The 8,789-nt window shown below is 59.4% G+C and carries 7 protein-coding genes; 1 reads left to right on the forward strand and 6 read right to left on the reverse strand.

All coding sequences use genetic code 11. The features are described from left to right. From VGI36_10760 to VGI36_10775, 4 genes are all read right to left on the reverse strand, one after another. Window positions 1-691: ABC transporter permease (locus VGI36_10760; GenBank protein ID HEY2485623.1), on the reverse strand; the 691-nt coding region annotated here is incomplete at its 3' end. A gap of 16 nt (window positions 692-707) precedes the next feature. Next, the gene (locus VGI36_10765; protein ID HEY2485624.1) at window positions 708-2,411 is read right to left on the reverse strand and encodes an ABC transporter substrate-binding protein; all 1,704 of its coding nucleotides are present in this window, start codon (window positions 2,409-2,411) and stop codon (window positions 708-710) included. After that, window positions 2,398-3,222, reverse strand: coding sequence for a DUF2092 domain-containing protein (locus tag VGI36_10770; protein ID HEY2485625.1), 825 nt, complete (start codon window positions 3,220-3,222; stop codon window positions 2,398-2,400). The genes VGI36_10765 and VGI36_10770 overlap by 14 nt, the downstream gene beginning before the upstream one ends. A gap of 20 nt (window positions 3,223-3,242) precedes the next feature. Further along, window positions 3,243-5,012 (reverse strand): tetratricopeptide repeat protein, encoded by a 1,770-nt coding sequence (locus tag VGI36_10775; GenBank protein ID HEY2485626.1) that lies wholly within the window; start codon window positions 5,010-5,012, stop codon window positions 3,243-3,245. 216 nt (window positions 5,013-5,228) lie between these two features. Between VGI36_10775 and VGI36_10780 the strand changes: the two genes are divergently transcribed. After that, complete coding sequence (locus VGI36_10780; GenBank protein ID HEY2485627.1) at window positions 5,229-6,659, forward strand: APC family permease; 1,431 nt, start codon at window positions 5,229-5,231, stop codon at window positions 6,657-6,659. On the opposite strand, the gene VGI36_10785 is transcribed toward VGI36_10780, so the two are convergent. Together VGI36_10785 and VGI36_10790 are read right to left on the reverse strand one after the other, a co-directional pair. Next, window positions 6,620-7,474, reverse strand: coding sequence for an ion channel (locus tag VGI36_10785; protein HEY2485628.1), 855 nt, complete (start codon window positions 7,472-7,474; stop codon window positions 6,620-6,622). The two genes, VGI36_10780 and VGI36_10785, sit on opposite strands and share 40 nt — an antisense overlap. Before the next feature lie 150 nt (window positions 7,475-7,624). Then, window positions 7,625-8,569, reverse strand: a complete 945-nt coding sequence (locus VGI36_10790; protein HEY2485629.1) for an alpha/beta hydrolase — start codon at window positions 8,567-8,569, stop codon at window positions 7,625-7,627. Window positions 8,570-8,789 lie beyond the last annotated feature (220 nt).

The following is an 8,789-nucleotide window of genomic DNA, read 5'->3' on the forward strand; positions in this document are numbered from 1 at the left end:
GCTCGGGGAGTCCTTTGGCGCGCGCGGTACGAACGAACTCCGAGTTCTTGATTTCCAGAATCTGGGATCGCATCAGGCGCATGAGGCCCGCCATGCCGGCCACGCCCAACACAAACACTGGAAGCACCAGATGGTTTATGCGGTCGGCGATTCTGCTCCAGAAATCGAGCGTAGCGTAGTCAACCGAGTAAGTGCCGCCCACGGGGAACCATCCGCTGTAGAGCGCGAAGTACATCATCAGGAACGCAAGAAAGAAGTTCGGCACCGACATTCCGAAGAAGGCCAGAAAGGAAAGTATCCGGTCCCAAATCGAGTTTTGATTGACCGCGACCACGATGCCGATCGGGATCGCGAGCATCCATGAAAAGAGCATTGAGCTCGCCGAGAGGATAATCGTGTTTAGAGCACGTTGGCCAATCAGCGAGCTCACGCTGACGTGGTAAGCGAGTGAGAACCCCAGGTCTAGATGCAGCATGGACCAGAGCCACTTGAAGTAACGGACCAGCAAGGGCTGATCGAGTCCGAATTCGACCTGCATCTGCTTGATAACCTGCGGCGAGATTTGCGGGTTCATTTTAAGGGTTGAGAGAAAGTCGCCGGGAGCCAGCGACATGACCAGGAACGACAGGAGTGTGATCCCCACCAGCAACGGGATCATGTTGATCAGTCTGCGTACGAGGAATCGTCCCATCCGGATAGCGCCTGTGCTATTTGACTTTGAACTGGATCCACTCTGGTCGGTAGAGCTCGCCCCAGACGGTCGGATAGTAGTTCTCCACTGAATTCTTCCATGCCGCGTATTGGGTCACGCGTACCGTTTGTATCACCGCAAGCTGGTCATGAAGAATTTCCTGTACCCGCCAGTAGTAGGGGGCACGTTTTGCAGGATCCATCACCGATGCGCCCTTGAGCATCATCTCATCGATTTCCGCTTCCCAGGGGGTCGCAGGCTTGGACTGATTGGGATCCCAGATGTGTAGATTGCCAGAAGAGAGATAGAAGTTCGCACCGTCATTCGGATCGATCGAACTGGTGAATCCCATCAGCATGCAGTCCCAGTCGAAGGAGGTATCGAGTTTTTCGACGAGCGTATTGAAGTCCAGGGGGCGGTAGTTGACTTTGATGCCGAGACTTTCAAGGTCCTGTTTGTAAATGACGCACATCTGGTTGGATTCGGGACTACCTGTCGGAGACGTCATGGTGAATTCCAAGCGGTTACCCTTGGAATCGACACGCACCCAGGGGGCAATGAGATGGTACCCTCCCGCTTCGAGCAATCGCGCGGACTCAGCAAGATCGTAATCGTAATCCTTCAAATTCGGATTGTGATAAATGGTGTTGGCCGGCGGGATGTCTGAAATCGCCGGGGTCGCAAGGCCGTGAAAACAGAGATCGATGATACCCTGCTTATCGAGAGCGTGCGCCATCGCACGCAGGAAATTCAGGTCTGTGAACCAGGCGAGCTTGGGGCTGGCGACGCCGTTCTTCACGAAGAATCGCGGGTTGCGATTGAAACAGAAGAAAAGCGATCCTGTGTCGGGGCCTATCTCGCTGAGAGTTATCTTGAGCTTTGCGGCCTGTTGCTTGAGATCGACTACTTCTCTTGGAGGCGGTGCGTAGACATCCACCTGTCCCACGAGAAATCGCAGATAGGCTGCGTTTCGATCCGGTATGACGAGCCGCGTGCGACCTCGTAGCCGCGGAAGGCGCCCCGATAGCTCATCGGCCATCCAGAAATCGGGGTTGCGTTCGAACTGCACGACCTGGCCTGGAACGTAACGCGTTATCCGGAAGGGTCCGTTACCAATGATCATGCGGGGTGGGGTGTCGATACCCCACGTGTGGTTGAATTTTCCAGCATCGTAGGCGGGCTTCAGAACATGTTCGGGAATTATCGGAATTCCCAGCGCATACAGAAGAGGTGCAAACGGATGGGGCAGCGAAACCACCACTGTGTAGTCGTCCGGTGCCGTAACCTTAAGAGGCTTTCCATCAACGGACAGTGTGGAACGCATGCTGGTCGGAATCCTGGGGTCATAGATCACCCTTAAAGTAAACAGAACGTCGCTCGCGGTAACCGGCTGACCATCAAACCATTTGATACCGCGGCGCAGGTGAAAAGTCATCGTCTTTTCATCCTGCGAGATCTCCCAGCTCTGCGCGATGCGCGGTTGGGGAAGAAGCGTGCGATAGTTAACCTGCAGGAAACTTTCGAAGGTGTCCCCCAGTAGCCTGCCGGAGGTGGCGTCGGTCACGAGAATTGGATTGAAAGTGCGCGGGTCGTTGGGGATGGCGCTGTAAAGATTCTGTTGCGTTGCGTGATCAATCGTGGGCCGGCTCACATGGCATGCCCCCAATGCCAACGCGCACAGCAACGCCGCGACAAACTTGACCGCTCTATGGATTCGCATCGCCCAGGTTGGCTTGCTCGCCTGCCGAGGAGGGGGACAGAACGAACACCGAGTCAGGCACTTCACCGTTGATGATCGGGCGTTTGTAATGGAATGAGATGCGGCTGCGTGCCTTGGGAAAGGTCGCCTCCACCGCATAGGGAAACATCAGCCCGCCCACATCCTGGTATTCGCCGTAGCGCACTTCGTAGTCGACGGTTCCGTCAGCATCGCGCATCCGGACCAACGCAAGTTGGTCGTCCTGAAATCCCAGTTCGCGATGCGCGGAGTTCTCTACGCTCCACGAGGCGACCGTCATCACGCCCTCGCTCACGATCGCGTCGGGCGGACGCGTGGCAAGCGCGGCGGAGTCGGGAGCGATTCCCAGCAGCAGCGTCACCGCGTCGGCAGGCGCCAACGGGATCTGGATAAATTGGTTCAGGGTGTCCGCGGTGGCGGCGGCGCGGGTGAAGCGGTTTCGCGAGGGTTCAAAAATCGTCAGCTCTTTTCCGCTGGTCGCAACGATCAGCGCGACGTTGAATGCCGAAAGCGCCTCTACACGAAGGCGATCGGGGCGCTTGGCGACGATCTGTTCGCGGACCTTGGGCGGATGCCGATCCGGCGCCGAGTATTCCATCACCGCGTCGGTCTGCATCGACACCAGCGCTCGATCACGTTCCGCCACTTTCTCCGTCAACTGATGAATCAGCGTCGCGCGATCTTGCGAGAGTTCTATGGTGCCGGAGGGGGAACTGCCCGGACCCAACGACGCACAGGCCGGGAGAAGGGTCGCGAGTGCGACGATCGCGGTCAGGCGCCCGAGCGATCGCATCGCGTGTCCGGCCCAACGGCTCAATGCACCGTATTTTGCGCATGCTCGAGGACTTGCAGCTTGTCCTTGAGCCGCGCGACTTGATCAGATTCCTGCGCCTTCTTGAGCGCGTCGTTGTATTCGTGCGTGGCTTCGCGCACCTTGCCGATCTTCCGATAGGCGTCGCCGAGGTGTTCGGTGATCGTCGGATCGCTGCCGGTCAGATTGACCGCACGCTCGAGCTCATCGACGGCCTTCTTGTATTCGCCCTTCTGGTAATACACCCAGCCGAGGCTGTCGATGTAAAAGCCGTCCTCCGGCTGAACATCGAGGGCGCGCTTGATGAGCCGCTCGGCCTCTTCGAGGTTCTTGCCCTCCTCGGCATAGGTGTAGCCGACGTAGTTGAGTGCCTGAGCGTTCTTGGGGTTAAGCTCGATCGCCTTCTTCATCTCAACCATGCCCGCTTCGCGCTGCTTGTCGAGATCGAGGCAAGCCCCGAGCTTGAAATGAAAGTCATCATTGCGTGGATCGATCGCGACTATGTTCCGCGCGATCGCAATCGCGGCGGCATAATCTTTCTTCTCGGTGTACACTTCGCGCAGAAAGCCCATCAGCTCGGTGTCGTTGGGCTTGAGCTTCAAGGCCTCATTTAGCGCATCGATCGATTTGTCGTAGTGATCCTGCTTGTCGTAGATGATGGCGAGCTGGATGCGGGACTCGACATAGTGATCATCGGTCGGGGGAACCTGCTCGAACTCGGCGATCGCGCGGTTGTAGTCGTTCAACTCCATGTACACCGCGCCCAGGTAGAACCGGACCTGCATGTTGTTCGGCTCGGTCCCAAGCACCAGGTTGAACTGGGTTGCGGCCTGGTCGTAGTCGCCGTTGCGGAAGTAGAGAAGCCCGATCTTGGTCCGCGTGTCGGTCGGATTGGTCTCGATGCCTTCCAGCTGCCGCAACTCGCCCAGCGCTTCGTCGTACTTCTTCTGGCCGACATAGATTTCGGCCAGGCGTTTGCGCGCGAGCTCGTTGTTCGGATTTATCTGGATGATCTTCTTGTAGTACGCGACTGATTCTTCCGGCTTGTTCTGCAAAATCCGCAGGGTAGCGAGGTCGAGCAACACTAGTTCCTGTTCCGGATTTCGTTCCAGCGCTTGCTGGTAATAGTGATCGGCTTCATCGTACTTCTTGGCTCCTACCATCACGCGGCCCGCGTAGTAGTAGCCAAGGAACGAGCCCGGATCGAGCGCAATCAGGCTCTGAAAGGTGTTCTCCGCCTCGGTGAAATCGCCGCGCTTGGCGTACAACGTTCCCAGATAGAGGTACGCCTCCTGATTCTTGGGACTGAGCCGGAGAACTTCCTTGTAGTAGCGTTCCGCGGTCGCGTCATCCCCGAGTGCCGAGCTTATTCCGGCGGCGAGCAGGCGCGCGTCGACCGAATTAGGATTGACCTTGAGCGCCTCGTTCGCTTCCTGGAGCGCTTCTTTCAACCGGCCGTCGCGTACATAAAGAGTCGCAAGGCGGACCCGCAGCTGGGCGTTGGTTGGATCGTAGCGAACCGCGTCTTCATAACCCTTGAGCGCGCCTTCGCGATCGTTGTCGTTGTTCGCGGTCTCTGCGATCAGGAACGCGCCCATCGCCTTGGCGTCGGAGGGTATTTCGACGGCGGGCGCTCCGCCAAAATTGTTAGCATCACCGGCGCTCGCGGTTTCCGGAGTCTCCGGTGGGCGTTGCGCGGTTTGCGCACATCCCACCAAGACCACCGACGCGACCGCGAGCACGCCCACCACGCATTTGGCTGAAAATTTCATTAATTTGACGGGCGAGTCCAGAGCGTTTCTCGAACCAATTTAATAGCACTATGCCTGACTATTTGGGGAGAGCACCACCCCTACCCTTGGCGCCAAACCTCGCGGCACCCTTCCATTATACGTCTCGCATCCTCGGAATCGATATAAAAAACCCGGGTCAGGCGAAATTGTCGCCTTGCCTGCCTCCACCCCTTCGGTTAGAGCGTCTCCTTTACGGTGCCCAGTAACTCTCAATCACAACCGAACCACGAGTCTTTCTCCGGACAATCCACCCTCACCCGTCTGACGTCGCGCCGGACTCTCGGGTTCGCTTCGCTGGTGTGCCTGATGTATCTGGTCGTGAGCGGCGGGCCGTACGGAATGGAGGACGCGGTCCGTTTCGCCGGCCCGAAGCTGGCAATTCTCCTGTGTTTGATCGTGCCGTTGACCTTGAGCGTGCCGACTGCGCTGATGGCTGCGGAGCTCACGGCCCTGCGGCCCGTAGAGGGTGGATTCTACTTTTGGGTCAAAGAAGGGCTGGGCCCCTTCGCGGGCTTCGCTGAAGCTTACTTGACCATTCTCTACACCGCCGTGGACATGGCGCTCTATCCTGTCCTGTTCGCAGCGTACCTGTCGTACCTGCTCTCGCTCGGGCCTGCCGCGCAAATCGCAATGGGCGTGGGCCTGGTCTGGCTGGCGGGATTACTCAACCTCGCCGGCGTCCGCCCGGTCGGCGACGCTTCGATTGTACTGGCCACCCTACTCTTGCTGCCGTTCGTCATTTTGATCGCGCTTGGCTGGACACGTATTGCGAATTTTCAGATGCCTTCTGCGCCGCTTTTCGGGACCGATCCTCTGGGAGCACTGGGCGCCGGGTTGACGGTTATCATCTGGAACTTCGGCGGATGGGAAAATCTGAGCGTCGTCTCGGCGGAAATAGAAAACCCGCGCCGCAACTACGTCCGCGCGATCGCAGTCGCAGTTCCGCTGGTGGCCGCCGGTTACCTTCTGCCCCTGATGGTTTCTTTGAGCGGCGCCAACAACGGCGCGAACTGGCAGGAGGGCTGGTTCTCGCAGGTCGGCACTGAACTCGGCGGCCGGACGCTGGGCGGGGCGATAGCTATCGGGGGCAGCGTGATGGCGTTTGCGGTCTTTCAAGCCGCGATGCTGTGGGTCTCGCGGATGCCCTATGTGCTCGCGCGCGAGGGTTATTTGCCGGCCGCGCTTCGCGAAATATGGGCCACCACGGCGACGCCTCGAAGATCGATCATCTGGTGCTGCGTCATCTTCATGCTGCTGGTTCCATTAGGCTTTCTCGCGCTGGTGGTACTCGATGTTTTCTTCTATATGGCGGCCCTAGCCCTCGAGATGGCGGCGCTGGTTAAGCTGCGGCAGCTCGTTCCCGACCGTGAGGGTTTGTTCACTATCGGTGGGGGAAGAGCCGGACTCATGCTGACGGTGATATTGCCTCTACTGACCTGGTTTGCAACTTTCGGACTCGCGGTTTCCACGGGCGACGGCAAACGCGACTTTGCAATCGCTCTACTGCTGGCGCTAGCCGTGTGGCCGGCTTACTCGCTAACCCGGCGGCGTTGGGGCGGACCGGCCAGCATTCAAGAGCAACCCGGCTATAGCGGTGCGTCGACCACCTCATCGAAGCGCGAATAGTCGACCATCGGTGTTCCGCCGCCCCGGAAGCCGGTGATGTCGGCCAGTCGCTTGCCCCACAGTACGTCTTCGGCTCCGTAGTACTGTCGTGCATTGATGGTCTGCGAAAAAGTCTCCTCCAGTCCAGTCAAGGATATGACGATCATGACGCCCGCGTCCCTGAGCGACTCGGGCGTCTCGCCCGAGAGCGGACTATCAGGCGTGATCTGATGAACGGCAGTCCAGCTCAGGCTAAATAGCGCGCTGCGCTCGCGCTGCAATCGGAGATCGTAAAATCGGCGCAGCCGTTCGCCCTCGGCCGTGACCTCGATGCGCGAAAAGGTCAGATGGACCTGCGCTTCGAGAATGTGGCTCTCGCGCAGATTCGCCATCCTAAACATCAAGCTCGGAAAGCCATCGCGCCTCGACACCACCATATAGCGGCTAAAGCGCACGAGCGCCCTGGGCAGCGAGAACTTAGCGAACACCAGGCCGGTCATCAGGGCGAGTCCGACCAGACCCATCAGCGCTTCGACCGAAACCAACGCGTTCGAGATTAACGTGGTCGGATGGAGCACGCCGTACCCGATCGTCGACATGGTCTGCACACTGAAAAAGAACATGTCGGGATACGAGCCGGGCCGTGAACCCTGCACCCCTCCGTCGAACCAGTAGGCCAGACCGAACAGCGCGTTGGCGGCGGTAAACACGCCCAGCACCAGCAACAGCAGAATCGGCCATGGCGAGCGAACCAGGAAGTAGTAGAGATCCGCAAACGGTCGCAAACCGCCGCCGCCGCCGACACTCTGATAAGACTCGGATGGGTCCTCGTCCATCCCTCGAAATATTCCCCCCCCCGGCGCGATCGGCTCACCGCCAGTGCGACTGCACTAAAAGCGCTCCGCTCCGCGCTCTGGCGCGAATCAACTACCTCCCCCCAACCGCTTCCGCGGGCGCTTCGCCACCTCGCCTCGGGGTCGCGAGGCTTACCTTCCGAATGCGCCGCGCAGTGCCTCGCCTGCCTCCTTGATTCCTGCTTTGCCCTGGTCCAGTGCGTCTGCGAAGCTCACGAAGCCGTGAGTGACGCCGTGGTAGCGCGTAAGCGTGACCGGTACGCCGGCTTTTTTCATCTGCTCCGCGTATCGCTCGCCCTCATCGCGCAACGGGTCGTGACTCGCGGTCTCCACCAGCGCCGGAGGCAGGCCGGCCAGGTCGTTCGCTTTGTTGGGACAGGCCAGCGGATTGGCAGCGTCTGCCGGTTCGTTCAGGTAGTGACCCCAGAACCATTCCATGTCGGGGCGTGACAGCACGAGCCCGTCGTCGGAGAATTCCTTTTGCGATGGAGTGTCGTTCGCGGCCGAAATCGCGGGATAGAAGAGCAGCTGAAAAACGAGCTGCGGGCCTCCACGGTCGCGCGCCATCAGGGCGCAGGTCGCGGCGAGGTTGCCGCCGGCGCTGTCACCCCCGACTGCGACGCGATTCGGATCACCTCCAAATGACGCCGCGTTAGCGGCGACCCATTTGGTTGCCGCGAAGCAATCCTCGGGCGCCGCAGGAAATTTGTGCTCCGGCGCCAGCCGGTAGTCCACCGACACCACGATACATCCGGCAGCATTGGCCAGCGAGCGGCAGAGAACGTCGTGGGTCGTGATACTGCCGAGCACCCATCCGCCGCCGTGGAAATACACGAGCACACCCTTCGGGACCCTGCCCTCGGAGGTATAGATTCTTACCGGAACCGGCGCATGCGGGCCTGGAATATGCTGATCCTCAACGCGGTAGACCGCGGGGGGCTCGACGGTACGCGCTTCCAGCAGGGCCCGCATCTTCGCGCGCGCCTGCTCAGGTGTTTCCGCGCGCAGAAACATCGGTCCGGAAGCGTTCGCAAAATCAAGCATCGCCTTCATTTGTGGGTCGAGCGCCGCAGCCATCGTCAATCACCTCGCGGAAGTCGGAGTCTCAGTAATTCACCACAAAGGACCCGGGAAGAAAAACCCGGGGTCCAAAACCACCACGCCGCCGCAAAACAGTACAGCCGTTTGGTTCGGACGGCTATCACAAGCGCACGTGGCGGAGGCGTAGTGCGTTGGTCACTACGGAGACTGAACTCAGGCTCATGGCCGCGCTTGCGATTATCGGACTCAGCAGCAG

The sequence above is a fragment of the Candidatus Binataceae bacterium genome (assembly GCA_036495685.1).
Taxonomy (GTDB): Bacteria; Desulfobacterota; Binatia; order Binatales; family Binataceae; genus JAFAHS01.

Bases quoted from the DNA above. Each gene is read 5' to 3' on its own strand.
- VGI36_10765 (HEY2485624.1), bottom strand. From the start codon at position 2,411: ATGCGAATCCATAGAGCGGTCAAGTTTGTCGCGGCGTTGCTGTGCGCG.
- VGI36_10770 (HEY2485625.1), bottom strand. From the start codon at position 3,222: ATGCGATCGCTCGGGCGCCTGACCGCGATCGTCGCACTCGCGACCCTT.
- VGI36_10775 (HEY2485626.1), bottom strand. From the start codon at position 5,012: ATGAAATTTTCAGCCAAATGCGTGGTGGGCGTGCTCGCGGTCGCGTCG.
- VGI36_10785 (HEY2485628.1), bottom strand. From the start codon at position 7,474: ATGGACGAGGACCCATCCGAGTCTTATCAGAGTGTCGGCGGCGGCGGC.
- VGI36_10790 (HEY2485629.1), bottom strand. From the start codon at position 8,569: ATGGCTGCGGCGCTCGACCCACAAATGAAGGCGATGCTTGATTTTGCG.